The organism is Glycomyces arizonensis DSM 44726 (genome assembly GCF_000482705.1).
In the GTDB taxonomy this organism is placed as follows: domain Bacteria; phylum Actinomycetota; class Actinomycetes; order Mycobacteriales; family Micromonosporaceae; genus Glycomyces; species Glycomyces arizonensis.
Genome location: NZ_AXWO01000003.1, coordinates 43858 through 66799 on the forward strand (window position 1 = coordinate 43858; position 22942 = coordinate 66799).

Sequence of the window (22942 nt, forward strand, 5' to 3'; positions counted from 1 at the left end):
TGGACAGCGGTTGCTCGGCGTAGTTTACGACGCCGCGTCCCGCCTTCCCCAGTCTGCACTCACAGTGACCCCCGGCGATATCTGCCACACCCGCCGGGGTGCGCCGCCCGCGACGACCTAGACTCGGTCCGAGCGGGGGTGGATGCTGTCCTGTCGTCGGGCTTGAAGCCCGCCGGGACCGGGAACCCCTGCGTTGACGCACCAATGAAGCGAACTTGATCTAGGAGCACGTCTGTGAAGAGCACTGTCGAGACCCTGAGCCCGACCAGGGTGCGGCTGTCGGTCGAGGTGCCGTTCGAGGAGCTGGCGCCGTACATCAACGAGGCGTACAAGTCGGTCGGGCAGCAGATCCGCGTCCCCGGTTTCCGTCCCGGCAAGGCGCCCCGCCCGGTCATCGACCAGCGCGTCGGCCGCGAGTCGGTCTACGCCCAGGCCATGGACCCGGCGGTGCAGGCCAACCTGAACAAGGCCGTCACCGACAACGACGTGAACGCGCTGGGCCGCCCGGAGCTGACCGATGTCAAGCCGATCGAAGAGGGCAAGCCGTTCGAGTTCGTCGTCGAGACCGACGTGACGCCCGAGTACGAGCTCCCCGACTTCGCGACGCTGAAGGTCACCGTCGAGGCCGACGACGTCTCCGAGGAGGACATCGACGCGGACCTGGAGTCCCAGCGCCTGCGCTTCTCCTCGCTCAAGACCGTCGAGCGCGCCGCCGCCGAGGGCGACTTCGTCGTGATCGACCTCAAGGCCACTCAGAACGGTGAAGAGGTCGAGGGCGGCTCGGTCACCGGCATGAGCCACGAGGTCGGCTCGGGCAACCTGCTCGACGGCCTGGACGAGGCCCTGGTCGGCATGAGCGCCGAGGACGAGAAGACCATCCAGTCGACCCTCTCGGGCGAGCAGGAGGGCGAGACCGCCGACGTGGAGGTCCGCGTCCAGCAGGTCAAGGAGCGCGAGCTGCCCGAGCTCGACGACGAGTTCGCCGAGATGTCGAGCCCGTACGACACGCTCGAGGAGCTGCGCGACGCCACCCGCGAGCGCCTGGAGCAGCAGGCCGTGGCCGGCAAGGCCACCGAGGCCCGCTCGAAGACCCTCGACGCGCTCATCGAGGCCGTCGACCTGCCGCTGCCGGAGAAGACCGTCGAGGAAGAGATCGAGCACACCCGCGGTCACCTCGAGGAGCAGGTCGTGCAGATGGCCGGGAGCTTCGAGGAGTACCTGGCGGCGATCGAGAAGACCGCCGAGGAGTTCGAGGCGGACCTGCGGGGGGACGTCGAGTCGAACCTGCGCCAGTCGATCATCCTGGGCCGCATCGCCCGCGAGAAGGAGGTCGAGGTCTCCGGCGAGCTCATGACCTCCGAGGTCGTGCGCCAGGCGCAGCAGCGCGGCGTCCCGCAGGAGCAGTTCCAGCAGTTCGTCGACCAGCTGCGCGAGAACGGCGGCCTCCAGCAGATCGCCTCGCAGCTGCGCCAGCAGCTGGCGCTCGAGGAGGTCGTCAAGGCCGCGACGATCGTCGACGGCAAGGGCAACGAGCTGACCGAGGACGACCTGTTCCCCGGCCGCGCCGAGGCCGAAGCCGCCGAGGAGGAGTCCACCGAGGAGTAGTCTCCGACCGGATTCGTCTGGGGCCCATCGCGAAAGCGGTGGGCCCCATTTCGTCGCGCTCCCGAAGGAAATTTTCACTACTGACGGGTAGAGATGCAATTCACCATCATCTATGGTAAGCATCTAAGCTCTTCGATGAAGTAGACGACCGCACTCGGGAGTGCCCATATGATCCCCCGTCTCCGTCCCGCGGGTCAGCAGTCTGTTCGCTCAAACGCGCAGCGGTATTGCCTTGCCGCGGTGCTCGCCATTGCCGCCTTGTCGTGGCCGAGCGGCGCCGCCGCGCAGGACGATGCGGCCGGTGAGGAAATACAGTTCGAATACGGCATCGACGGCGTCTCCTGGTATTGGAGCCGCCAGATCGACGAGACGCTCGAACTGGGACAGGTGGTGCAGCCCATCGAGCTGCCCAACCCGCAGGCGGCGACGACCATGCCCGTCGCCGTCGAGTTCGGCGAGGCCTCGAAAGTCGCTGCGCTCCAGTTCAACCTGGCCGAGCGCGGCGTCCCCGAGGGCGCGACCGTCACCGACTTCACCCTGACCGTCGCCGAGGGCGACGACGCGGGCGACTCGCCCACCTTCAACCCCGCCCAGCACCTCGTCCAGGCCTGCCCGATCACCGAGGCGTGGAGTTCCGGAGAGGCCGAGATGTGGGACGTCCGGCCCCCCGTAGGCGACGATTGCGTCAAAGGGGAAAGGGCCGAACCCGACCCCGAAGCGGTGGCCGAGGCCGAAGGCCTCGAAGACTTTCAGGTGCCACTTCCGACATGGACATTCGATCTCTCCGAATCGGCCAAAGACTGGGCCCTCGACCCATTCGCCAATTACGGCGTCATGTTCATGCCGGTCCTCGACGACGCCACTCCGATCGACCTGTGGCAGGTCAACCTGAAGCTGCCGCTGCGCGACGCCAGCGAGACCCCCACCGACGAGTACGAGGCCACCGTCGACCGGCTCAGCGCCACCTTCGCCTACGAGCCGCCGACGGCGACCGCCCCGACCGAACCGGCCGGCGGCACCGGCGGCGACCTCTCCGGCGGCGCGACCGGCGGCTCCTCCGGAGGAGGCGGCGGAGGCGGAGGCGGCGGTTCGACCGGCGCCGACCCCGAACCCGAGGCGGACGAAGCGGCCTCCACCGAGGCGATCACCCCGGCCGCCTTCGAACCCGTCGAACCCCGCATGCCCTGGTACGTGTGGACCCTGATCCCCGCCGCCCTCGTCGGCGCCTACCTCCTGCACACCCTCATGGGCACCACCACCGCGGCGACCACCGGCGGGGGCGCGATCGACCGCATCCGGGCCCACAACCTCGCGCGGCGCGGCTGGGCCCTGCCCGTCCCCGCCGGGCTCCTCGCGCGACTGACCGGACGCGGCGACCGGGAGGCCGGATGATGCGTGCTCTCGCGCGGCGCCGCGCGGCCGTCGTCCTGCCGGCCGCGCTCGTCCTCCTCGTGTCCGCCTGCGGCCAGTACGACGGCGTCCACGACCAGTTCGTCGCCGAAGGCGGCTCCAACCCCGGCGTCGACTCCGGCACCGATGACGGCACCGCCGGCACTACCGGCAACGGAGGCACGGACGGCACGACCGGCGACGGCACCGACGGCTCGGGAAGCGGCGGCTCAGGAGACGGCGGCGGCTCCGGCGCCGACTCGGGCGGCGACGGCACCGTCGGCAACGGCGACACCACCGGCGTCACCGACGACACCATCACCATCGGCATCCACGCGCCCCTGACCGGCGCGGCCCCGCTCCGGCAGGACTCCTTCGAGACCGGCAAGGACCTGTACTGGCAGTACGGGAACGACGGCGGGCCCGTCGAGATCTACGGCCGCACCGTCGAGACCGTCTTCGCCGACGACCAGTACCGGCCCTCCACCGCCCGCCAGGTCTGCCAGACCATGGCCGAGGAGCAGGAGGCCTTCGCGCTCATCGGCGCCGGAGGCACCGACCAGATCCAGGCCTGCGCCCAGTACGCCGCCAGCGAGGGCGTCCCGTACCTGTCGACCGGCGTCACCGAGACCGGCATGGGCTCGCTCGACACCTACTTCGCCGCTTCTATGACCTACCGCCAGCAGGCGCCGATGCTGGCCGACTACATCAGGAACGAGCTGGGCGTCACCGACGCCTCCCGCGTCGCCGCCGTCATCACCAACACCCCGAACTTCGACGACGCCGTCTCGGGCTTCACCGACGCCTTCCCCGGCGTCGAGGTCTTCCGCCCCGACAAGAACGAGCGCGGCTCGTCATCGGCGGGGAACCTGTGCACCGGCACCGCCAAGAACTACGACGTCGTGTTCGTGCTGACCGCCCCCACCTTCTACCTGGAGATGGCCGCCGCCGCGGCCTGCCGCCCCACCTACGTGGGCGTCGGGGTCAGCATGGGCCTGGACCAGGTGGCCTCCACCGGGTGCAGCATCGGCGGCGGCACCGAGAACGCCCGCTTCTTCAACCCCACGCCCGCCTTCGCCGACGCGGGGGACTACGACCCCGAGTTCCTGGCCGCCGCCGACGCCGCGGGAATCGAACCGGACGACGTGGTCTGGATGATGTGGGGCCAGTCCAAGGTCCTCCACCAGATGCTCGAGAAAGCGGGGGAGCACCTCGACCGCGGCGCCTTCCTCAACGCCGTCTCCGGCTCGACGTTCAGCACCGGCGTCTTCCCCGATCTCGACTACGGCAACGGCCGCTTCGGCGCCACGCAGGTCAGCGTCCTGCGCAACGTCTGCGACGGCGGCGGCCACTACGTGACCGACTACGCGTTCGTGAGCAGCTTTTGAAAGGGCACGGCTAAGTGGGCGCCTTCTTCGCACTGGGCCTGTTCCAAGGCGCGGTCTACGGCCTTTTGGCCGTCGGCATCGTCCTGGTCTACAAGGCCAAACGGGTCTTCAACTTCGCCCAAGGCGAGTTCGGCGGCGTCGCCGCGTTCTGCGCCTTCTACCTCACCGTCTCCCTCGGCCTGCCCTACTGGATCGGCGTCGTGGGCGGCCTGGCCGCGGCCGTCGCCATGGGCCTCGCGGTCGAGCGGGTCATCGTCCGGCCCCTGGAGTCCTCGTCGCGGACCATCATGCTCGTCGCGCTCGTCGGCGTCGCCCTGTTCGCCATCGCGGTCACCGTCCTCGTGGCCCGGCCGATCCCGCGCGTCATGCCGCCGATCGTCGAAGGCGGGACGGTCGACATCCTCGGCGCGGCCATCCTGCCCCAGCAGCTGATCCTCCTCGCCGTCCTCGCGGTCCTGGCCGCGGCCATGGCCTGGTTCTTCAGGACCGACCTCGGCCTGGCCGTCCTCGCCTCCTCCCAGGACCTGCGGGCGGCCCAGGTGGTGGGCATCGGTCCCACCGCGGTCTCGCGCCTGGTCTGGGGCATGGCGGCCCTGCTCGGCGGCGTCGCCGGGCTCCTGTACGCGCCGGTCGGGATCTTCACGCCCGGCTTCATGACCTTCACGATGCTCGTGCCCGCCTTCGCCGCCGCCGTCCTCGGCGGCATGACGAGCCTGCCCGGCGCGTTCATCGGCGGGCTGGCCATCGGCGTGGTCCAGAACCTCGGCATCTACCTGCTCGGGCAGCAGCTCGCGGTGCCGGGCGCGGCCGAACTCAGCGTCTTCGCGCTGCTCGTGCTCGTCCTCCTCATCCGCCCGCAGGGCCTATTCGGGAAGGAAGCCTGATATGGCGACGGCAACCCTCGTCCTCACCCGGGTCCGCATCCGCGGCCGCATCGGCCTGGTCCTGCGCGTCGCGCTCGTCCTCGCCGCCCTCGCCCTGGTGGCCTACCCGCTGCTCTACGGCGGCGACGTCTGGGCCCAGCGCATCAGCCGCGCGGCCATCTACGCGATCATCGGCCTGTCGATCAACACGCTCACCGGCCACGCCGGGCAGATCTCCCTCGGCCACCAGGCGTTCGTCGGCATCGGCGCGTTCTTCGCGGCCTTCACGGCCTCCCGGCTCGGCGCGCCCCTCGGCTTCGGCCTGGCCGCCGCCGCGCTCGCCGGGACCGTGACGGCCCTGCTCGTCGGCATGGTCGCCCTGCGCGTCACCGGCCTCTACCTCGCGCTGGTGACCCTCGCGTTCGGCCTGACCGCCGAGACCACGATCTTCAACTGGCGCGAGTTCACCGGCGGCGGCGCCGGGGCCTTCGCCCCCCGGCCCGCGCTGGTCGAGACCGACTTCGCCTACGCGGTCCTGTGCCTGGGCGTGCTCGCGCTGGTCCTCTACGCCGACTGGCGCCTGGTCTCGACCAAGGCAGGCCGCGCCCTGGCCGCGGTCCGCAACGACGAGGACATCGCCGCCACCCTCGGCGTCAACGTCACCGGCTACAAGCTCGGGGCGTTCTGCCTCTCGGGGCTGATCGCCGGGCTCGCCGGCGGCCTGTTCGCGTACTGGAACCAGGTCGTCCAGGCCCTCGACTTCGAGTTCCAGGTGGCGCTCGTGTGGGTGCTCATGACCGTCGTCGGCGGCCTGCGTTCGCGCCTGGGTGTCGTCATCGCCTCCTCGTTCTTCGCGCTGCTGCCGCTGACGCTGCCGAACTTCCTCTCGGGCCTGCCCTGGCAGCCGCCGTTCCTCAACGAGGCCGTCTACCACGTCCTGCCGCCGTTCATCGTCGTCGTCATGCTCCTGGTCGTCCTCCGGTTCTTCCCCGGCGGCCTCGGCCAGCTCCTGGCGCCGGTGACCGGACCGGCGACCCGCGGCAGCAAAGGAGCGAGGCGATGAAGCGCACCGGACGCCAACTGCTCAAGGTCGAGGGCCTCGGGCTCCGCTTCGGCGGCCTCCAGGTCCTCGACGACCTGTCGCTGACCGTCGGCGAGGGCCGGATCGTCGGCCTCATCGGCCCCAACGGCGCGGGCAAGACCTCCTGCTTCAACTGCCTGACCGGCGTCTACCGGCCGCAGCAGGGCCGCGTCTTCTTCGACGGCCGCGAGGTCTCGCGCCTGCCGACCCACCGCCGCGCCCGGCTCGGCATGGCCCGCACCTGGCAGAACCTCGGCGTCATCGAGTCGCTGACCGTCACCGAGAACGTCATGCTCGCCCAGCACCAGCGCACCGGCTACTCGGCGCTCGCCGGGCTCCTCGGCCTGGCCGGGACGTGGGGCCGCGAGAGGGAACTGCGCCGCGACGCCGATGAGATCATCGACTACTTCGGACTCGCCGACGTCGCCGACGAACGCGTCGGCGAGCTGCCCTACGGCGTCCGCAAGACCTGCGACATGGCCATGGCCCTGGCCTCGGACCCGAAGCTGCTCCTGCTCGACGAGCCCGCCTCCGGCCTGAGCCCGGAGGAGGCGCTCGGCCTGGCCGACACGCTGCGCGAGCTGCGCGACCGGCTGCGGCTGACCATCCTCATGATCGAGCACCACGTGCCGCTGGTGGCCGAGGTGTGCGACCACGTCTACGTCCTCGACTTCGGGCGGCTGCTCACCGAGGGCGGCCCCGAGGAGATCCAGCGCCACCCCGAAGTGATCACCGCCTACCTGGGAGGCAGCCATGGCACTGCTTGAGGTCGCGGACCTGCGAGCCGGATACGGCTCGGTGCCGGTGCTCCACGGGGTCACCATGAGCGTCGAAGAGGGCTCGAACGCGGTCCTCTTGGGCCTCAACGGCGCGGGGAAGTCGACCACGCTCATGGCGCTCGCGGGGCTGCTGCCGGTCGCCGGCGGCGAGATCCGCTACGACGGCAGGCCGCTGACCGGCCCGCCCGCCGCGCGCGTGCGGGACGGCATCGTCCTGGTCCCCGAGGGGCGGCACGTCTTCCCGGCACTGACGGTGCGGCAGAACCTGCGCCTGGGCGCGTGGACGATCCGCCGCGACTCGCGCCGGGTGCGCCGGAACCTCGTCGACGTCCACTCGATCTTCCCGCGCCTCGAGGAGCGCGCCGACCAGCCCGCCGGGACGCTCTCGGGCGGCGAGCAGCAGATGCTGGCGATCGGCCGCGGCCTCATGGCCGGGCCGCGCCTGCTGCTCATCGACGAGGCCTCGCTGGGCCTCTCGCCCAAGCTCACCGAGCAGGTCTTCGAGGCCGTGCGGCTGATCAACGGGCGCGGCGTGACGGTCCTGATGGTGGAGCAGAACGCCGGTGTGCTCGCGCAGGCCGACACCGCGTTCGTGATGCAGCAGGGCCGCATCACGGTCACGGGCTCGGGCGCGCAGACGCTGGAGGACGAGGCGGTCCGGGCGGCCTACTTCGGGTCCTGAACGGCCTCGGCGCGCTCGCGCTCCGCTTCCCCGACCGCCGCCTCGGCCTCTTCGGCGGCGGCCTTGAACAGCTCGGCGGCGCGCTGGGCGGTGCGCTCGCCCGCGTCGAGGACGGCCGCGGCGAGGACGAGGGTGGAGCCGACGATGATCAGGCCGAGACCGGCGGCGCCGCCCGAGAGGACGTAGGGCAGCTGGCAGTCGACGCAGGCGACCTCGGCCATGCCCATCCAGCCGAAGGTGATGACCGCTCCTCCGGCGAGCCAGAAGAGCATGCCGACGAGGCGCAGACGCGTCGTGGGGGAACCGGACACAATTCACTCCATTGTGATATGAGAATTATTCTGGTCGCATTGCCGCGAGGTAACCAAAGCTATCAATATACCGATGCGATGTGACAGGCGCCATAGCCCGTCGGCGCGGCAGCCGACCCCCGGCCCGGCTGATCCCCGCCGGGCCGAGCGCGTCGGAGGCCGCCCCGCGCGGCCGCGGCCACGCCGACTGCTGCCGTCGTTCCGGACGACGCGTCCGCTCTGCGCCGCCGCGGCGCGGTGCGGCGAGGAGTGCTTCGGCGGCGGCTGGTTCGTGTCCGCTCCGCGCGGCCGAGCCGCGGCGCAGACCGGCCCGTCGCACACCGAGTGCGAGGCCCGCGCGGGGGTACACCAGAGGATGGATCCCGGGCCGCCCGTCCGGCTCCGCTGGAAGCGAACACGGAGCCCAGGCGCGTCCGATCGTCGCCGCGACGGGTTAAGGTCTGGGAGGTAACCGCAAAGCCCAGTGCATATCGCCGAGACAGAATGAAGGTGCAAGCTATGGAGCATTCGATTCCATTCTCCTCGCAGCTGGAGAGGAACGTCTTCCTCCCCTCCGCCAGGCGCGGCGGCGGCCAGGGCTCGCCCGGCCTGGACGACATGGTGTTCGACCGCCTGCTCCAGGAGCGGGTGATCTTCCTCGGATCCGAGGTCAACTCCGAGATCGCCAACCGTCTGTGCGCGCAGCTCATCCTGCTCGAAGCCGAAGACCCCGAGCGCGACATCAAGCTCTACATCAACTCGCCCGGCGGCTCGGTGTACGACGGCATGGCCATCTACGACACCATGCAGTACATCAAGAACGACGTCGCCACCGTCGCCATGGGCATGGCCGCCTCCATGGGCCAGCTGCTCCTGTGCGCCGGCACCGCCGGGAAGCGCTACGCCCTGCCCCACGCCCGGATCATGATGCACCAGCCCTCGGGCGGCATCGGCGGCACGGCCTCCGACGTGGCGATCCTGGCCGAGCAGATGCTCTACACCAAGCAGATGTTCCAGGAGCGCGTCGCCCACCACACCGGGCGCACCGTCGAGGAGATCGAGACCGACTCCGACCGCGACCGCTGGTTCACCGCCTCCGAGGCGAAGGACTACGGCTTCATCGACCACGTGGTCCAGCGGGTGACCGAGCTCCCCGCCGAGGCCCAGTAGAGAACGAGGGGAAGCATCACGAACATGGATTACCGCATGCCGTCCGGCCACGCCCAGCACCAGCCGCAGGCCCGCTACATCGTCCCGTCGTTCACCGAGAAGACCTCGTACGGGGTCAAGGAGATGAACCCGTACAACAAGATGTTCGAGGACCGGATCATCTTCCTCGGGTCTCCGGTCGACGACACCTCGGCCAACGACATCATGAGCCAGCTGATCGTCCTCGAGGGCAACGACCCCGAGCGCGACATCATCATGTACATCAACTCGCCCGGCGGCTCGCTGACGGCGCTCATGGCCATCTACGACACGATGCAGTACGTGCGTCCCGACATCCAGACCGTGTGCATGGGCCAGGCCGCTTCGGCCGCCGCCGTGCTCCTGGCCGCCGGGACGCCCGGGAAGCGCACCGCGCTGCCGAACTCGCGCGTGATCATCCACCAGCCCGCCACCGAGGGCACCTTCGGACAGGCGTCCGACATGGAGATCCAGGCCCGCGAGATCATGCGCATGCGCGAGCAGCTGGAGAAGGTCCTCGCCCGCCACACCGGCCAGGACCTGACGCAGGTGCGCAAGGACATCGAGCGCGACAAGATCTTCACCGCCGAGGAGGCCGTGGCCTACGGCTTGGTCGACAACGTGCTGAACTACCGCAAGAAGAACGCGCTGCCCGCCGAAGCGGCGGCCTGAGCTCCAACTCAATAGAGAAGGAGGCGCGACGCGCCGGCGGACCACCCGCGGAGCCGTCGGTCCGCCGCGCCTCCGCATCACGGCCTGGCCGGCAACCGCGGCTCGCCAAGCGGGCACGGATTGCAACTCACGGCTCGCGGGCCGGCGGCCGTGCCCGAATCGCGGTTTGCGAGCTCGCAGCCGGGGTAATGCACGGCTCGCAAGCGTCGCCGCTGAGTTCCGGCACGGCTCGCAAGCTCGCCGTGATGGAACCTCGTCTCTGGACGATCGCTTCACTTTGTCGTCCGCCCGGGGTACCGTGGCGCTGGCACCGAGAGGACCGCTTGCCACGGCCCCCGCGGCGCCGGAACGCCGAAGCGCCGGACGGCCCGCAGCCGTCGCCGTGGGTGGCGTTCAGGCCACAAATACGAAATAATCGATTGAGACACCGGTTCGTCCAGAATCAACCGAGCGCACAAGACAACCTCATCCCCGCAAGCAGCCTCGGCGGCTTGCAGGCCGTACATGGGACTCGCCAAGGAAGGGAGCTACTGCGATGGCGCCACGCCTCGGAGACAGCGAGATCTTGAAGTGCTCGTTCTGCTCGAAGTCGCAACGGCAGGTCAGGAAGCTGATCGCGGGACCGAACAACGTCTACATCTGCGACGAGTGCATCGATCTGTGCAACGAGATCATCGAAGAGGAGTTCGCGGAGGCGGCCGACGTGGCCTGGGAGGATCTCCCCAAGCCCAAGGAGGTCGTCGAGTTCCTCGACCAGTGGGTCATCGGACAGGACGACGCCAAGCGCTCCCTGGCGGTCGCGGTCTACAACCACTACAAGCGCGTCCAGCTCGACGAGCTGGGCTCCACGAAGGCCGGCGTCGAGCACGTCGAGCTCCAGAAGTCGAACATCCTCCTCGTCGGCCCCACCGGCTCGGGCAAGACCCACCTCGCCCAGACCCTCGCCAGAATGCTCGACGTGCCGTTCGCGATCGCCGACGCCACTGCCCTGACCGAGGCCGGCTATGTCGGCGAGGACGTCGAGAACATCCTCCTCAAACTCATCCAGGCCGCCGACTTCGACGTCAAGCGCGCCGAGAACGGCATCATCTACATCGACGAGATCGACAAGGCCGGCAGGAAGGCCGACAACCCCTCGATCACGCGCGACGTCTCAGGTGAAGGCGTGCAGCAGGCGCTGCTGAAGATCCTGGAGGGCACCGTCGCCTCGGTGCCGCCGCAGGGCGGGCGCAAGCACCCCCACCAGGAGCACATCCAGATCGACACGACGAACATCCTGTTCATCTGCGGCGGGGCGTTCGCCGGGATCGAAGAGATCATCAAGAACCGGATCGGCAAGCGCACGGTGGGCTTCACCGCGCCGCTGCGGTCGGTCGAGGACGACGCCGCCGACGCGCTCGTCTCCCAGGTCATGCCCGACGACCTGCTGAAGTACGGGCTCATTCCCGAGATGGTCGGGCGGTTGCCGGTGCTGACGACCGTGAACCACCTCGACAAGGCGGCGCTGCTGCGGATCCTCACCGAGCCGAAGAACGCGCTGGTGAAGCAGTATCAGCGCCTGCTCGAGCTCGACGGCGTGGAGCTGGAGTTCGCCGAGGACGCGCTGGAGCCGATCGTGGAGTCGGCGATGCTGCGCGGCACCGGCGCGCGCGGGCTGCGGGCGATCCTCGAGGAGGTGCTGCAGCCGGTGATGTTCGAGATCCCGTCGCGGGCCGACGAGGTGGCGAAGGTGCGGATCACCGCGGACGTGGTGCGCCGCAATGTCAATCCCACCCTGGTGCCGAGAACGAAATCGACTCCGCGCCGCACGCCGCGCACCCGTCGAGAGAAGTCGGCCTGACTCCGCTCAGGTGGGAGGCGGCACGCACCCCGCGCCGCCCACCGCCGATGCGGCGAAGCGCCACCCCACGCGCCGACGGCCGTGAACGCTCGGTCGGTTCGGCCGGGAACCCCGCGCCCCGCATGACGTGTCTCGTTGATCTGCCGAAACGCCACCTGACGAGTCGACGGCCGGGAGCACTCGACCTTGAGCTCTGCGAGGCGTGCCCGCCGAACCGCGAAACGCCGCCCCACGAGCGGTCCGGTCTCGAGCGCTCGGAACATCGGGAGAGGCCAACGCCGCTGCGGCGGCGCTGGCGCAGTGACCATCGCGGCGCGGTGCGATCGGCGGATGCGTTTCAGCGGAGCGCGCACGAAAAAGGGCCGGGCGTCGCCCGGCCCCTCGATGTCGTCTGCTCAGTCCTCTTTTCGCTCGTCGTCGCGCAGCTGGCGGTCGAGGTCCCGCAGGAAGTCCGGGTCGTCGTCCGGTGCGACCGGCCCGCGCGGCCGCCTCGGGCCGCCGCCCGCGCCGCCGTTCGGCCGTCCTCGTCCCTGTTGCCGGCCTTCGGGTCTGGCGCGGCCCGTCAGGAACCACAGCACCGCGCCGGCGACCGGCAGGAGCACGATGATCAGCACCCACCAGGGGCGCGAGAGCCGCCGGGGCGCCCGCTCGCCGCCGAGGCAATCGGCCACTGCGGCGATGAGCAGCGCCAAGTGGACGAGGAACAGGAAGACCGCAACCCGGATCATGTCCCAATCATGCCTGTCCGACTCGGCTGGGACAACAACGGCTCGGTGAGTTACTCGTTAGTAACTTCGTAAGATATAGTTCAGGTCAGTACGCACCTACCCTGCGGAGGTTGTCGATGAACATCGTGGTTCTGGTCAAGCAAGTCCCCGACTCGGGGCTCGTGAGACAGCTGGACGCCCAGTTGCGGGTCGACCGCAACGGCGCCAACAACGTCATGGGGGAGCTCGACGAATACGCCGTCGAAGCCGCCCTCCAGCTCAAGGAGGCCCACGGCGGCGAGGTCACCGTCCTCACCCTCGGCCCCGACCAGGCGACCGAAACCGTCCGCAAGACGCTCGCCATGGGCGCCGACAAGGCCGTCCACGTCAGCGACGAGGCCGTAGCCGGCTCCGACGCCCTCGCCACCTCCAAGATCCTGGCCGCCGCGCTCGGCCGCCTCGAATGGGACCTCGTCATCGCCGGTGCCGAGTCCACCGACTCCGGCATGGGCGTCATGCCCCACCTGCTCGCGGCCCGCACCGGTGCCGCGGCCGCCACCGGCGCCCGCAAGATCGAGATCGACGGCGACGCCATCACAGTGGAGCACCAGCGGGACGACGGCTACGACGTCCTCACCGCGGCCCTGCCCGCGATCGTCTCCGTCTGGGACACCATCAACACGCCGCGCTACCCCTCGCTCAAGGGCATCATGGCCGCCAAGCGCAAGACCGTCGAGACGCTCACCGTGGCCGACCTCGGCATCGACCCGGGCGAAGTCGGCGCGGGAGCCGCCACCACCGAGGTCCTCACCGCCACCGACCGGCCCGAGCGCACCGCCGGCCAGATCGTCACCGATGAGGGCGAGGGCGGACGCCGCCTCGCCGAGTTCCTCGCCGCCGAGAAGTTCATCTAGGAGACCGCCATGGCTGACATCCTCGTCTACGTCCCCGAGGCCGGCAAGCACGCCGCCGAGGTCCTCACGCTCGCCCGCTCCCTCGGCGACGTCACCGCGATCGCCTTCGACGACCGGTCCGCCTCGCTGGCAAGCGAATACGGCGCCGCCAAGGTCTACCGCGCGAGCGCCGAAGGCGCCGACGACCACTTCGTCGACCCGAAGGCGGCCGTCCTGACCGACCTCGCCCGCAAGGCCGAACCGGACGCGTTCCTGCTGCCGAGCACCGACGAGGGCAAGGCGCTGGCCGCGCGCCTCGCCGTCGCCCTCGACAACGGCTTCCTGACCGACGTGACCGGCCTGGACGCCGAGGGCACCGCCACGCAGGAGATCTTCGCCGGTGCCACCGTCACGACCTCGAAGGTCACCAAGGGCTTCACGCTCGCCACGGTCAAGGCCGGGGCCGCCGCCGCCGAGCCCGCCCCGAGCGAGCCGGTCGTGGAGACCGTCGAGGCCGAGACCGCCGAGGCCGACAAGCGCGTCCGCGTCGTCGAGCGCGTCGACGAGCCCGCGGGCGACCGCCCCGGCCTGTCCGAGGCCGACGTGGTCGTCTCCGGCGGCCGCGGCGTCGGCTCGGCGGAGGACTTCGCGCTCATCGAGCGCGTCGCCGACGCGCTCGGCGGCGCCGTGGGCGCCTCCCGCGCGGCGACCGACGCCGGGTACTACCCGCACAAGTTCCAGGTCGGGCAGACCGGCACCACGGTCAGCCCGCAGCTGTACGTCGCCGCCGGGATCTCCGGCGCGATCCAGCACCGGGCCGGGATGCAGACCTCCAAGGTCATCGTCGCGGTCAACAAGGACGCCGACGCCCCGATCTTCGGCATGGCCGACTTCGGCGTCGTCGGCGACCTGTTCGCGGTGCTCCCGCAGGTCCTCGAAGAGGCCGAGAAGCGCAAGTAACCGATGCCGCGGCGGCTCGCGCGCCTGACCAGGCGCGCGAGCCGCCGCTGCCGTGTCCGCGGACGGGACGCGGGCCACACGGCCCGTCATTCGGCCGAGGCGACGGTGCGTTACGCTTCGAGGCAGCCGCTCGTTATGAGAAACCTACAGATGATGTTGGAGGAATCCGCAATGGCCGCCCCAGCAGCCGCGCTTCCCGCGCCCAGGGTCCTTGCCGACCTGCTCCCTGCCGCCTCGCGTGCGAGCGCGATCGCCCGCGACGCCGTCCTCGTCCTCGCCGGTGCCGGCCTCGTCGGCGCCTCGGCCCAGGTCGCGTTCACGATCCCGCAGATCAGCCCGGTGCCGTTCGTCCTGACGACCTTCACCGTGCTGCTCCTCGGCGCCGCCTACGGCCCGCTGCGCGCCGGGCTCGCCATGGCCGTCTACCTCGCCGCGGGCGTGGCGGGCATGCCGTGGTTCACCGACGGCACCTCCGGCTACGCGATGCCCAGTTTCGGCTACATCCCCGGCTTCCTCGTCGCGGCCGTCGTGGTCGGCTGGCTCGCCGGTCGCGGCGGCGACCGGACCGTGCCGCGCACGATCGGCCTCATGGTCCTCGGCAACGTCATCATGTACGCCTTCGGCGTCCCCTACCTGGCCTTCGCGGCGGACATGGACGCCGTGACCGCCATCGAGAAGGGCGTGCTCCCGTACCTGGCGGGCGACTTCGTCAAGCTCCTCGCCGCCGCGGCGCTCCTGCCCGGCGCCTGGTGGGCGGTCAACCGCTTCCGCTCCGAAGAGCGCTAGCGCGCGGCGACAGGGGCGCCTCCGGTCTCCGGAGGCGCCCCTGTCCGCGTGTCTCAGGCGTCCCAGCCGATGCCCAGCGCGCCCGGCCTCGGCACCGGCTCGGCCAGCGCCACCGTCCGCCCCGGCCCCAGCTGCAGATCCCCGGTCTCGCGCTTCTCGCGCTGGAGCGAGGACTGCGCGAACCGGTAGACCCGCCTGGGGACCGCGTCGGGGGAGAAGCGGACCTGGAGCGAGTAGTGGTCCACCGGGTAGCGGAACGCGTTGCCGTGCCCGGTCGAGACCCCGCCGTCGCCCTGCACGACGATCTCGAACAGGTGCGTCGCCCCGCGCGGCAGCGGCTGGTCGAAGACGATCTCGGCCAGCGCCACCGGCGCGTCGGGGTGGCGCAGCACGTTGGGGACCGTGCAGTCGCGAACCGGCTTGAACTCGATGTCGTCGATGTCGCAGCCCTTGTCGCCCCGGTAGAGCAGGATGTAGCGGTCGACGTCGTCGCGCCGGGCCCGCACGAGCATCGACAGCTCGAACACCGACTCCTGGAACCGGGAGTCGACGTGGACGATGACCTGCTGGCTCATGATGTCGAGGGTGTGCTCGCGCGAGGCCGGGACCTGGTCGCACAGTTCGCGCACCGCATCGCCGCCGAGGACCGCGTCGGGGCGGGGGAGCTGGCCGCGGATCGACCTGGGCCCCCTGGCCCGCTTGGGGCCGAGCAGCGCCCGCAGCGAACCGGCGGGCAGTTCGAGGAGGTCTTCGAGTGCGGTGACGGCCGCGAGCGACTCGGCGCGCTCGGGACGGGAGCGGCCGGACTGCCAGTAGCTGAGGCTGGTCGTGGACACGGTGATGCCGCGCGTCGAGAGCCGGTGGCGGATCCGGTCGAGGCCGAGACCGCTGGACTGGATGGCGACACGCAGGGCAGTGTGGAACGGCCCTGCGCGCAACGCTTCGGCGAGTTCGGGCGACATCGGCACACTTCCTTCAAGGGCCCGGTCTTTAAAAGACCTGGCGTGGGAAAGACCCGGCCTTCGGGGGTATGGAGACTCCGTGACCGAAAAGGTTACGAAGATTTGTCAGATTCTATCCTGAGCACGCCATGTTCATTTACGGCTCCGCGAGCGTCGCCGTGGGTGCCCATTTACGGCTCCGCGGCCGGAGCTGTAGGTATGCGCTTGCTGCTCCGCGGGCCTCCCCGTGAAGACGCCTCCACGCCCCCGTGTGCTCCGGCACTCGCGCGCCGTCTCACTCTGGTCGGACAGCCCGATCCGCGCCGTAGACTGGAGGAGCCATGGCCTATCTCGATCACGCCGCGACCACGCCGATGCTGCCCCGAGCACTCGACGCCTACGTGCGGACCGCACGCGAACTCGGCAACGCCTCCTCCCTCCACGCCTCCGGGCGCGCCGCCCGCCGCACCGTCGAAGAGGCCCGAGAACGCATCGGCGACGCCCTCGGCGCCAAACCCAGCGAGGTCGTCTTCACCGGCTCGGGCACCGAGGCCGACAACCTCGCCGTCAAGGGCCTCCACTGGGCCCGCCGCGCGCCCGGCCGCGACCGCATCGTCACCACCGCCATCGAGCACCACGCCGTCGCCGACGCCGTCGCCTGGCTCGGCGACCACGAGCGCGCCGACGTCACCGAGCTCCCCGTCGACAAGCTCGGCCGCGTCCGCGTCGACGCCCTCGCCGAACTGCTCGACGAGCACCCCGACGCGATCACCGTCATCACCTGCATGTGGGCCAACAACGAGGTGGGCACCCTCCAGCCCGTCGAGGAGATCGTCGCCCTCGCCGCGCCGCACGGCATCCCCGTCCACACCGACGCCGTCCAGGCCGTCGGCCACACGCCCGTCGACTTCGCCGCCTGCGGCGCCGACGCCCTGACCCTCTCGGGCCACAAGCTCGGCGGCCCCGCCGGCATCGGCGCGCTCCTGCTGCGCCGCGACACCAAGCTCACGCCGCTGCTCCACGGCGGCGGCCAGGAACGCGAGATCCGCTCCGGCACCCTCGACGTGCCCGGCATCGCCGCGCTCGCCGAGGCCGTCGCCCACGCCGTCAGCACCGAGGAGGCCGAGTCGCGGCGCCTGGCCGTGCTGCGCGACCAGCTCGTCGCGCGCGTCCGCGAGGCCGCGCCCGACGCGGTCTACAACGGCGACCCCGAGCACCGCCTGCCCGGCAACGCCCACTTCTCCTTCCCCGGCTGCGAGGGCGACGCTCTGCTCATGCTCCTCGACGCCGCCGGTGTCGAATGCGCCACAGGTTCGGCCTGCTCGGCCGGGATCGCCCAGCCCTCCCACGTGCTCCTCGCGATGGGCACCGGCGAGGACGACGCCCGCTCCTCCCTGCGGTTCACCCTCGGCTGGTCCACCACCGAGGCCGACGTCGAGGCCCTCGCCGCATCACTCCCCGAAGCGGTAGAGCGCGCGCGAAACGCCGGCTTGGCGTGACGAGGCACGCCAACCACTCTCAAACCCGGAATTGGAAGACTGCCAGCTAAGGTTGGGGGCGTGAAACTGCGAGTACTGGCCGCCATGAGCGGCGGAGTCGACTCGGCGGTCGCCGCCGCGCGGGCCGTCGAGGCCGGGCACGACGTCACCGGCGTCCACCTGGCGCTGTCCAAGAATCCCCAGACCTACCGGACCGGGGCCCGCGGCTGCTGCACCATCGAGGACTCCCGCGACGCCCGCCGCGCCGCCGACGTCATCGGCATCCCCTTCTACGTGTGGGACATGGCCGAGCGCTTCCACGAGGACGTCGTCGAGGACTTCTACGCCGAGTACGCGGCCGGGCGCACCCCGAACCCGTGCCTGCGCTGCAACGAGAAGATCAAGTTCGCCGCCGTCCTGGACCGGGCCGTCGCGCTCGGCTTCGACGCCGTCGCCACCGGCCACTACGCCCGCAAGGGCGACGACGGCCTGCTGCGCCGCGCCGTCGACCCCGGCAAGGACCAGTCCTACGTCCTGGCCGTCCTCACGCCCCAGCAGCTGGCCCACTCGATGTTCCCGCTCGGCGACACGCCCAAGGGCGAGGTCCGCATCGAGGCCGAGGAGCGCGGCCTGGCCGTGGCCCGCAAGCCCGACAGCCACGACATCTGCTTCATCGCCGACGGCGACACCTCCGGATTCCTCAAGAACCGGCTCGGCTCGCAGGACGGCGACATCGTCGACGCCGCCACCGGCGAGGTCCTCGGCAACCACGACGGCGCCCACCAGTTCACCGTCGGCCAGCGCCACGGCCTCGGCCTCAAGCGGCCCGCCGCCGACGGCAGGCCCCGCTACGTCCTGTCGATCACGCCGGTCGACAACCGCGTCGAGGTCGGCCCCCGCGAGGCGCTGCGCATCGACCGCATCCGCACCGGCGCTCCCGTCTGGCTCGGCCCCGAGCGCACCGACGCGTTCGAGTGCGAGGTGCAGCTGCGCGCCCACGGCGAGGTCTACCCGGCCACCGTCACCGCCGACGCAGGCGGCCTGACCGCGAAGCTCCACAAGCCCGCCTACGGCGTCGCCGCCGGGCAGGCCCTCGTCGTCTACGACCCCGACGCCTCGGACGGCGACGCCGTCCTGTGTTCCGGCACCATCGACGCCACCACTGCCGTTGAGGCCGCCGGTGTCTGACCAGGAGCTCCCCGCCGGGGTGGCCACCGGCGTCGGCTCGCTGCCGGGCCTCGACATCGACGAGGCCGTCCGCACCGTCTTCGGCGAGTTGCCGGACTGGCCCTACCTGCCCGAACTGCCCGCGCGCGGCCTCGGCGCCGACATGATCGGGCGCGGCGCGGCCCTCCTCGAAGGGCTCCCGGTGCAGTGGTGGGCCTCGGGCTGGCAGATCGCCGACCTGCCGGGACGCGACGCCCGCCGCGCCGCCGACTTCCTCGAACGCGACCTCGACGCGCTCCACGCCGTCGCCGACACCACCGATGGGCCCGTGCGGCTCACCGCCGTCGGCCCCTGGACGCTCGCGGCGAACCTGTGGCGGCGCACCGGCGGGGCGATGATCGCCGACCACGGCGCATCCGCCGATATCGCGGGCGCCCTCACCGAAGGGCTCCGCAACCTCGCCACCGCCGCGCAGGCGCGCCTGCCGAAGGCGCGACTGTCGATCCAGCTCGACGAGCCCGCGCTCCCGGCCGCGCTGGCCGGACGCGTCCACACCGAGTCCGGCCTGGACTTCTACCGCCGCGTCCCGCCAGAGGTCGCCCGCGACCGGCTGCGGGAGGTGGTCGACGGCGTCGGCGTGCCGGTCGTCGTCCACTGCTGCGCCGCCGACGTGCCGCTGCGGCTCCTCGCCGAGGCGGGCGTGCGCGCGGTGTCGCTGGACCTGACGCTGCTCGACCTCGACGACGTGCCGGCAGTGGACGCCTTCGGTGAGTACCTGGACGGTGCCTTCTCCAACAGTGGCGGCGAGCTGATCGCGGGCGTCGTGCCCGCCACCGGCGCGGCCCGCCCTGACCTCGCCGAGCGGGCCGCGGGTCGGATCACCGGCCTGTGGAACCGGCTCGGGCTCGACCCCGAGCGCCTGCCCGAGCAGGTGAGCGTCTCCACGACCTGCGGCATGGCCGGGGCGAGCCCGGCCTACGCGCGGGCCGCGATGGAGGCCTGCCGCGAAGCCGCGAGGCGCCTCCACGGCTGAGGGCGGCTACGGCGTGCCGGTGGCATCCATCCTCTCGCGGGCGCGTGCGTTGAACTCGTCGGTGGAGTTCAGGTGCGGGAAGGGCTCGTCGGGGACGGGCAGGCCCAGCGCCTCGCACAGCGGGCCCCAGCCCGCCCCGGTGTGGAACTCGACGAGCCGCTCGGCGGGGACGGTCGCGCGGACTCGCTCGTGGTACCGGTCGTACGCCGCCTCGACGGCCGCCGCGTCGTCCATCGCGGCGTCCCCGAAGACGCGGGCCCACAGGCCGTGGACCATCGCGACCCACCGGTCGCCGCCGGGGGTGTCCAGGTGGTCGAACCGGTTGAGGATGGTGTTGTTCATGCTGGTCCACCACGTGTCGAAGCTGTCTCTTCTGGACAGCACGACGACGGCGTCCGGGTAGTGGTCGGCGAGCTCGCCGTAGAAGGCCGAGGACGGCCAGTCGACGGCGGCGGCGTAGCCCTCGAAGAGCGCGTCCCAGTCCGGGAAGTCGCCCGCGGCGGCGGCGCTGAAGGCCGGGACGTCGATCTCCGGGCGCCCGAAGACCTCCGCCATGTGATGGCAGGGCTCGCCGAGCAGGGTTTCGAGCGCGTTCTTGAGCGTCATGGTTCCGGTGCGCGGGAGTCCCGCGCCGATTACACGCAACATAGCCTGAAAGTATTCGGCCGCAACGGCTCCGGCAAGTTGATCATGGACTGTCGTCTATGGTCTGCTCTGTCGGAGATGCCCCGTTGCGGCCTTACTCCAGGTTATTATGGTCGTCGTATCAGTGATGTGACATTGGGCATTCGATCAGGCAAGCTCTTGATAAAGGGTGCGCAGCTGATCGGCGAGACCCGCGCAGACCTCCCGGGCGCCCTCGTCGGTCGGGCCCGCCATGATGCTCACCCCGTACACCAGGTCCTCCTCGACGAACGAGTACTTGAGCTCCGGGTACGTCTCGCTGTTGGAGACCGCGGTGAACCCCTCCGCGCCATCCAGATCGGCGACCGTGTAATGACTGCGCTCGCGGTCGTCGCGGTCCTCGGCCAGGACGGCCTGCGCCCCCTCGGAATCCGACCACTGCTTGACCTCCATGCGCAGGTAGCTGGCGCCAGAGCCGTAGTAGGCGCATTCGAGATAGGCGTAGGGCGTCTCATCGTCGGCGAGCTCGGCGCCGAAGACCCCTCCGGTCTGGTGCGCCTCGTCCGGCATGACGCCGTAATCGCCCTTGGCAGAGGTTCCGAACAGCTCCTCGGCGGCGGTCAGATCGAGCAGATCGCAGGTGTCCCAATGGAAGTAGCCCGCACCGGCCGCCGGTCCGGTGTCGGTGGCCGGCGCAGTCGGCTCCTCGCTCCGGTCCGGCTCCGTGTACGGATCCTGCTGCGAATCCAGCGGATCATCGGACCCGTACTCGTCGATGCCGTCGATGCTGTCGAGGTGGACGCATTCGGCTCCGACGGCGTTCGTGTGCGTTTCGGCCAGCCCGTGGCCGTGCCCCCACCCGTAGTTCCACGCCAGCGCGGGCCGGTCGTCGTCCCCCCAGTCGGCGCGGTCGAAGACGCACTCGCGTTCGTCGTCGGGCAGCTCGGCCAGCGCGTCCGCGGCGTCGGCCGACAGCCCGGCCGCGTAGTACGGGTCGAACTTCCCCGTCTCCTCGAAGCGGTCCACGTTGTACCCGGCGATGAACCCGTCCGGGTTGATCGCCGCCAGGCCCAAGAGCACCGCCGCGCCCGAGCCGAGGATCGCCCGCGGCAGCCACGTCGCGCGCAGCTTCCAGCAGCACACCAGGACCAGCACGAACAGGATCGCCAGCCAGATCTCGACGGTGAACACCCACAGCCGCAGCCGCGTCAGCCCGAACGACTCGAAGTAGCGGCTCATGCGGAACATCGCCGAGGCCACGATCGCCAGCGACATCACGCACAGCGCGCCCAGCAGGATCCTGGCGACCCACCGGTCGGCCCGCTCCCGCCTCGGCGCCTTCCACGCGGCCACCGCGATGACCCCGAGCGCGAGCACCGCGACCACGCTCAACTGCCAGAACCCGCTCCTGGCGTACTCGGCCATCGTCAGGCCCGCGGTCTCCATGACGTACTCGTCGCCGCCGAACAGCACCCGCGCCTGGAGCGCGATGAACGCCGCGAACAGCAGGTTCAGCGCCCCCAGCGGCACCGCGACCTCGAAGCGCGAGGCCGGCTTCGGCTCGTCCGGCTCCTCGGGGTCGTAGCGGGGCTTCGCGATCGACACGTACGCCCACAGCAGGACCAGCCCGAACAGTATGACCGTCAGCACGGTGCGCCAGAACAGCGAGAACAGGTTGATCTCGGGCACCAGGTCCGCCACGATCGCGGCGAAGTTCGAGTCGGCCGCGACGAACAGGCCGCCGAAGACCACCAGCAGGCCCACCGTGATCGCGACGACCCGCAGGTTGCGCATCGCGTTGCCCGTCTCGGTCGGGCGCCGGTAGCCCCGGTTCGCCCACCGGAACGCACCGGCCAGGCCGCCGAGGTACCCGAAGGCCGCCGAGGCGATCCCGGAGAACCGGGAGTGCGGCGCGAGGACCAGCGGCGTCAGCAGCAGCGCGGTGAACGCGCACAGCGTCACGATCCAGCCCGCGTCGCGGACGGCCGCGACCGACCACAGGCCCGCCACCAGGACGGCCCCGGGGATGCGGACGGACAGCGCCTCCCGGCCGCCCACCAGCAGCGGCACGACCGTCATCGCGAGGCCGGTGAGCGCCAGGCCGATCCCGACGCCCTCGCTGTGGAACGCGGCCCAGCCGCCGAACAGCGCCACCACCGCGCAGGCGAGGGTGATGTACTGCGGCGCACCGGCCTCGGGGATCCGCCACCGCTTGCTCGGGACCCTGACCGCCACCGGGTAACCGAGGATCTGGACCTGTCCTGTGTACGGGTGGTACCCGTACTGCAGCGCCTGGGGTGGCGGTGCCATCGGCTGGGGTGCCATCGGCGGCGGCTGCGGCGCCATCGGCTGCGGCTGCTGCGGTGGTGGCGGTGGCGGCGCCGCCCGCTCGGTATCCGCCGGTGCCGCCTCTCGGGGTGTCGCTTCCGCAGTCGGTTCATCGACCGGACGCCCCTCGGCGTCCTCCGGCGTCTGCGGCGCGGGGGATTCTTCGTCAGTGCTCATGCGAAGCCTTCTCGTCGGAGGATCAGAAGAATAACGCATACCGGCTCGTCCGCGGCTGCCCCGCATGTGAA

21 protein-coding genes are annotated in these 22942 nt (G+C 70.9%); 16 read left to right on the forward strand and 5 right to left on the reverse strand.

Translation table 11 applies throughout. The features are described from left to right. The first annotated feature begins 234 nt into the window (after positions 1-234). The 7 genes from tig to H613_RS0104705 all read left to right on the forward strand — a co-directional run bounded on the left by tig (position 235) and on the right by H613_RS0104705 (position 7787). Positions 235-1605 carry a trigger factor gene (tig, locus tag H613_RS0104675; RefSeq protein WP_026922902.1) on the forward strand — a complete coding sequence of 457 codons (1371 nt, stop codon included), beginning with the start codon at positions 235-237 and terminating at the stop codon, positions 1603-1605. Between the two features lie 240 nt (positions 1606-1845). Further along, positions 1846-2997 carry a hypothetical protein gene (locus H613_RS31625; RefSeq protein WP_026922903.1) on the forward strand — a complete coding sequence of 384 codons (1152 nt, stop codon included), beginning with the start codon at positions 1846-1848 and terminating at the stop codon, positions 2995-2997. Then, complete coding sequence (locus tag H613_RS0104685) at positions 2994-4382, forward strand: ABC transporter substrate-binding protein (RefSeq protein WP_026922904.1); 1389 nt, start codon at positions 2994-2996, stop codon at positions 4380-4382. Before H613_RS31625 ends, H613_RS0104685 begins: the two co-directional genes overlap by 4 nt. Positions 4383-4396: 14 nt before the next feature. After that, positions 4397-5266, forward strand: coding sequence for a branched-chain amino acid ABC transporter permease (locus H613_RS0104690; RefSeq protein WP_026922905.1), 870 nt, complete (start codon positions 4397-4399; stop codon positions 5264-5266). 1 nt (position 5267) lies between these two features. Then, entirely contained in the window at positions 5268-6308 is a 1041-nt protein-coding gene (locus H613_RS0104695; RefSeq protein WP_026922906.1) for a branched-chain amino acid ABC transporter permease, read from the forward strand. Next, a complete protein-coding gene (locus H613_RS0104700; RefSeq protein WP_026922907.1) occupies positions 6305-7093 on the forward strand; it encodes an ABC transporter ATP-binding protein in 789 nt (262 codons plus the stop codon). The genes H613_RS0104695 and H613_RS0104700 overlap by 4 nt, the downstream gene beginning before the upstream one ends. Continuing rightward, positions 7080-7787: an ABC transporter ATP-binding protein gene (locus H613_RS0104705; RefSeq protein ID WP_026922908.1), complete on the forward strand. Its 708-nt coding sequence runs from the start codon at positions 7080-7082 to the stop codon at positions 7785-7787. Before H613_RS0104700 ends, H613_RS0104705 begins: the two co-directional genes overlap by 14 nt. On the opposite strand, the gene H613_RS24380 is transcribed toward H613_RS0104705, so the two are convergent. Further along, complete coding sequence (locus H613_RS24380; RefSeq protein WP_035736250.1) at positions 7772-8098, reverse strand: hypothetical protein; 327 nt, start codon at positions 8096-8098, stop codon at positions 7772-7774. The two genes, H613_RS0104705 and H613_RS24380, sit on opposite strands and share 16 nt — an antisense overlap. 498 nt (positions 8099-8596) lie before the next feature. Here H613_RS24380 and H613_RS0104715 point away from each other — a divergent pair, with 498 nt between their 5' ends. The 3 genes from H613_RS0104715 (at position 8597) to clpX (ending at position 11777) form a co-directional block, all read left to right on the forward strand. After that, on the forward strand, positions 8597-9247 hold the full coding sequence (locus tag H613_RS0104715; RefSeq protein WP_084546358.1) for an ATP-dependent Clp protease proteolytic subunit: 651 nt from the start codon (positions 8597-8599) through the stop codon (positions 9245-9247). A gap of 36 nt (positions 9248-9283) precedes the next feature. Beyond that, positions 9284-9937, forward strand: a complete 654-nt coding sequence (locus H613_RS0104720) for an ATP-dependent Clp protease proteolytic subunit (protein ID WP_026922910.1) — start codon at positions 9284-9286, stop codon at positions 9935-9937. 535 nt (positions 9938-10472) lie between these two features. Further along, on the forward strand, positions 10473-11777 hold the full coding sequence (clpX, locus tag H613_RS0104725) for an ATP-dependent Clp protease ATP-binding subunit ClpX (protein ID WP_026922911.1): 1305 nt from the start codon (positions 10473-10475) through the stop codon (positions 11775-11777). Positions 11778-12172: 395 nt separating this feature from the next. On the opposite strand, the gene H613_RS24385 is transcribed toward clpX, so the two are convergent. Beyond that, a complete protein-coding gene (locus H613_RS24385) occupies positions 12173-12505 on the reverse strand; it encodes a PLD nuclease N-terminal domain-containing protein (RefSeq protein ID WP_051392949.1) in 333 nt (110 codons plus the stop codon). Positions 12506-12621: 116 nt separating this feature from the next. Between H613_RS24385 and H613_RS0104735 the strand changes: the two genes are divergently transcribed. From H613_RS0104735 to H613_RS0104745, 3 genes are all read left to right on the forward strand, one after another. Beyond that, positions 12622-13398: an electron transfer flavoprotein subunit beta/FixA family protein gene (locus H613_RS0104735; protein WP_026922912.1), complete on the forward strand. Its 777-nt coding sequence runs from the start codon at positions 12622-12624 to the stop codon at positions 13396-13398. Between the two features lie 9 nt (positions 13399-13407). Then, positions 13408-14337: an electron transfer flavoprotein subunit alpha/FixB family protein gene (locus H613_RS0104740; RefSeq protein WP_026922913.1), complete on the forward strand. Its 930-nt coding sequence runs from the start codon at positions 13408-13410 to the stop codon at positions 14335-14337. A 171-nt stretch (positions 14338-14508) separates the two neighbouring features. Continuing rightward, positions 14509-15123 (forward strand): biotin transporter BioY, encoded by a 615-nt coding sequence (locus H613_RS0104745; RefSeq protein ID WP_026922914.1) that lies wholly within the window; start codon positions 14509-14511, stop codon positions 15121-15123. 53 nt (positions 15124-15176) lie between these two features. On the opposite strand, the gene H613_RS0104750 is transcribed toward H613_RS0104745, so the two are convergent. Continuing rightward, complete coding sequence (locus H613_RS0104750; protein WP_035736253.1) at positions 15177-16085, reverse strand: hypothetical protein; 909 nt, start codon at positions 16083-16085, stop codon at positions 15177-15179. Between the two features lie 320 nt (positions 16086-16405). Here H613_RS0104750 and H613_RS0104755 point away from each other — a divergent pair, with 320 nt between their 5' ends. The 3 genes from H613_RS0104755 (at position 16406) to H613_RS0104765 (ending at position 19742) form a co-directional block, all read left to right on the forward strand. Continuing rightward, positions 16406-17563 (forward strand): cysteine desulfurase family protein, encoded by a 1158-nt coding sequence (locus tag H613_RS0104755; protein WP_026922916.1) that lies wholly within the window; start codon positions 16406-16408, stop codon positions 17561-17563. A gap of 66 nt (positions 17564-17629) precedes the next feature. Further along, a complete protein-coding gene (gene mnmA, locus H613_RS0104760; RefSeq protein WP_035736364.1) occupies positions 17630-18730 on the forward strand; it encodes a tRNA 2-thiouridine(34) synthase MnmA in 1101 nt (366 codons plus the stop codon). Beyond that, positions 18723-19742, forward strand: coding sequence for a uroporphyrinogen decarboxylase/cobalamine-independent methonine synthase family protein (locus tag H613_RS0104765; RefSeq protein WP_026922918.1), 1020 nt, complete (start codon positions 18723-18725; stop codon positions 19740-19742). Before mnmA ends, H613_RS0104765 begins: the two co-directional genes overlap by 8 nt. Positions 19743-19748: 6 nt before the next feature. Here the strand turns inward: H613_RS0104765 and H613_RS0104770 are convergent, their stop codons facing one another. Together H613_RS0104770 and H613_RS28905 are read right to left on the reverse strand one after the other, a co-directional pair. Next, complete coding sequence (locus H613_RS0104770) at positions 19749-20390, reverse strand: sulfotransferase family protein (protein WP_026922919.1); 642 nt, start codon at positions 20388-20390, stop codon at positions 19749-19751. A 144-nt stretch (positions 20391-20534) separates the two neighbouring features. After that, positions 20535-22676 carry a DUF4153 domain-containing protein gene (locus H613_RS28905; protein ID WP_051392951.1) on the reverse strand — a complete coding sequence of 714 codons (2142 nt, stop codon included), beginning with the start codon at positions 22674-22676 and terminating at the stop codon, positions 20535-20537. Between the last annotated feature and the right edge of the window lie 266 nt (positions 22677-22942).

Bases quoted from the DNA above. Each gene is read 5' to 3' on its own strand.
- clpX (WP_026922911.1), top strand. From the start codon at position 10,473: ATGGCGCCACGCCTCGGAGACAGCGAGATCTTGAAGTGCTCGTTCTGC.
- H613_RS0104715 (WP_084546358.1), top strand. From the start codon at position 8,597: ATGGAGCATTCGATTCCATTCTCCTCGCAGCTGGAGAGGAACGTCTTC.
- H613_RS0104695 (WP_026922906.1), top strand. From the start codon at position 5,268: ATGGCGACGGCAACCCTCGTCCTCACCCGGGTCCGCATCCGCGGCCGC.
- H613_RS0104755 (WP_026922916.1), top strand. From the start codon at position 16,406: ATGGCCTATCTCGATCACGCCGCGACCACGCCGATGCTGCCCCGAGCA.
- H613_RS0104750 (WP_035736253.1), bottom strand. From the start codon at position 16,085: ATGTCGCCCGAACTCGCCGAAGCGTTGCGCGCAGGGCCGTTCCACACT.
- H613_RS0104720 (WP_026922910.1), top strand. From the start codon at position 9,284: ATGCCGTCCGGCCACGCCCAGCACCAGCCGCAGGCCCGCTACATCGTC.
- H613_RS0104770 (WP_026922919.1), bottom strand. From the start codon at position 20,390: ATGTTGCGTGTAATCGGCGCGGGACTCCCGCGCACCGGAACCATGACG.
- H613_RS0104735 (WP_026922912.1), top strand. From the start codon at position 12,622: ATGAACATCGTGGTTCTGGTCAAGCAAGTCCCCGACTCGGGGCTCGTG.
- H613_RS0104740 (WP_026922913.1), top strand. From the start codon at position 13,408: ATGGCTGACATCCTCGTCTACGTCCCCGAGGCCGGCAAGCACGCCGCC.
- H613_RS24385 (WP_051392949.1), bottom strand. From the start codon at position 12,505: ATGATCCGGGTTGCGGTCTTCCTGTTCCTCGTCCACTTGGCGCTGCTC.
- H613_RS0104745 (WP_026922914.1), top strand. From the start codon at position 14,509: ATGGCCGCCCCAGCAGCCGCGCTTCCCGCGCCCAGGGTCCTTGCCGAC.
- H613_RS28905 (WP_051392951.1), bottom strand. From the start codon at position 22,676: ATGGCACCGCCACCCCAGGCGCTGCAGTACGGGTACCACCCGTACACA.
- H613_RS0104705 (WP_026922908.1), top strand. From the start codon at position 7,080: ATGGCACTGCTTGAGGTCGCGGACCTGCGAGCCGGATACGGCTCGGTG.
- H613_RS0104700 (WP_026922907.1), top strand. From the start codon at position 6,305: ATGAAGCGCACCGGACGCCAACTGCTCAAGGTCGAGGGCCTCGGGCTC.
- H613_RS0104685 (WP_026922904.1), top strand. From the start codon at position 2,994: ATGATGCGTGCTCTCGCGCGGCGCCGCGCGGCCGTCGTCCTGCCGGCC.